The sequence below is a fragment of the Thermovirga sp. genome, assembly GCA_012523215.1.
Taxonomy (GTDB): domain Bacteria; phylum Synergistota; class Synergistia; order Synergistales; family Thermovirgaceae; genus 58-81.
This window is the reverse complement of record JAAYIZ010000280.1, coordinates 1-1,982: the sequence shown is the minus strand read 5'-3', so window position 1 is coordinate 1,982 and position 1,982 is coordinate 1. Positions and strand designations below refer to the sequence as shown.

Annotated in this window: 3 protein-coding genes; all 3 read right to left on the bottom strand. The window is 54.0% G+C overall.

The genetic code is table 11. The annotated features are described in order from the left end of the window. The coding region (locus GX108_07595) for a 4Fe-4S binding protein (protein ID NLO56893.1) at nucleotides 1–809 on the bottom strand (809 nt) is incomplete at its 3' end. Then, nucleotides 794–1,264, bottom strand: coding sequence for an anti-sigma regulatory factor (locus tag GX108_07590; GenBank protein NLO56892.1), 471 nt, complete (start codon nucleotides 1,262–1,264; stop codon nucleotides 794–796). The genes GX108_07595 and GX108_07590, both read right to left, overlap by 16 nt. Before the next feature lie 5 nt (nucleotides 1,265–1,269). After that, the gene (locus tag GX108_07585; protein NLO56891.1) at nucleotides 1,270–1,626 is read right to left on the bottom strand and encodes a transcriptional regulator; all 357 of its coding nucleotides are present in this window, start codon (nucleotides 1,624–1,626) and stop codon (nucleotides 1,270–1,272) included. Between the last annotated feature and the right edge of the window lie 356 nt (nucleotides 1,627–1,982).

The following is a 1,982-nucleotide window of genomic DNA, read 5'->3' as shown; positions in this document are numbered from 1 at the left end:
CTCAAGCCGGAAACAGCCAGGGTCTTCAGGGGTTTCCTCCCGAACATCCTGACATGGTTGGCCTCTCCGCCGGAAACGGACCAGTGGATCCACCGGGAGTTCTTCCCAGGGGTGGTCGGTTCCTTGGAGGGAGTACAGTTTTTCGACAGAATCTCCTTTGCCACCCTGGCCGTGGAGATCACGTTGTCGATGGAACTGGTCTCCCTCCCTACGGGCCTGTTGGCCATGGTGATCCGCGCCGGGCACGGGGCCACCAGGGTGCAGGGAATGTCGTACCTGTTGTGGCGGGTTCTCCATAGATCGACGCTGGTCTCAAGGGGGGTTTCGGCGGGTGAAAGGTTGTGGATCAGCTCCGGGAATCTGATCTGTATGAGCCTCACCACCGAGGGGCAATAGGTCGATATCATGGGCAGTTCTCGGGAATCGTGCTCCTCGAGGGTGCGAGCCTGGGCCAAGGCCGTGAGGTCAAAGGCCAGCGCGGTTTCCTCGAAAATGGGATCGAACCCTATATCCATGAGGATTTCTTTGAGAATTATGGGGTCAGGGGGCCATGAGAATTGGGTGCACAGTGCGGGGTCGGTCACTAGGGGTAAAGAACGATTATCAGCGGCGATGGAATTCCATTCGGATTCCTCCAGCGAAATCGCCCTGTGCCGGCATATCCTTAGACATTCCCCACAGGCGATGCAGCGTTCATCGATGATGTGCAGCTGGCCGTGGATTACTCTCATTGCTTCCGTCGGGCAGGCCTTGATGCAATTTACGCATCCCCGGCAGGATTCGCCGGAGATCTTTATGCCGTGGGGCACGGGCTTTTCACCTCCTCCCTGGAGTAATCTAAAAGAATGACAGCCCTGAGAATCGTACCCTTCCCGAGTTCGGTCTCGATCTCGAGTTCGTCGGAATATTTTTTAATATTGGGCAGGCCCATTCCAGCACCGAATCCCAATTCCCTTATGGAATCGGGAGCAGTGGTGTAGCCCTCCTGCATCGCCAGGCTAACATTCTCTATGCCTGGGCCTTCGTCCCTGGCCACGATGGTGATCTTATCACCCGCCAATTCCAGGGCTATCACGCCTCCGCCGCCATGAATTACGGCGTTCATCTCCGCCTCGTAGGTTACGATCGAGGCCTTTCGACAAATATCGGGGGAAATCCCGAGCGATTTCAAGGTTTCCTTGAAATCCGACGCCGTCTCTCCAGCAGCAAGAAAGTCCAGAGGTTTGACCTCCCTTTGGATCACGAATGGTTCCTGCCGGCTCAAGGGCTTCACCTGTCGACTCTGGAGATGGGTTTGATCCCGGCCTGGTATAGCAGGCCACAGGCTTCGAACATTGTCTTCGAGGTGACAATGGAAGGGATGCCGAGTTTTTCTGCAAGATCGATCGTCTCCCTGGGCGGCCTCTTCCCGCGGACGAACACGACCGCTGGCGTGTCTACCACACTGGCAGTTCTCATGATCTGGATGTTGGTCAGCCCGGTGATCATCAGGGTGCCCGGTCTTGCGAGCGCAAGGACATCGCTCATGAGATCGGCGGCAAAAGCCGTCTGAAGATCCACATTAAGGTCGACAGTCCGGCTTAACGGTTCCGCATTAAGGACCTTCATGACGTCGCCCAGGATCATTTGTTCCCCTCCCTATATAATGTAAAAAGTGATCGTGCCTACTATAGCATGTTTCTTTTTGATTCGCTCTTCCTGTTAGTGAAAAGTTTACCATTTCGTGGCTTTGAGCGGACCCACGGAAAGGATCCTTTTTACCCCATTTCGAGCCCTTGAAATTTCGCCTTTCGATGTTTCTATTCCAAGGGTCCTTAAAAAATGTTAAAGTCAAGGTTGACAAGGTGGAGTATAAGCGCAATAATACGCGGGAGGGGTATATCGCTTGAACCTTCCGGGGAAAAAATTGGGGGTGGAAAGGATGACAAAGGTAAAAGTCTATTCGACACCGACATGCCCGTGGTGTGTCAAGCTCAAAAATT

Excerpts from the sequence above, each read along its gene's own strand:
- GX108_07585 (NLO56891.1), bottom strand. The coding sequence starts at position 1,626 with ATGATCCTGGGCGACGTCATGAAGGTCCTTAATGCGGAACCGTTAAGC.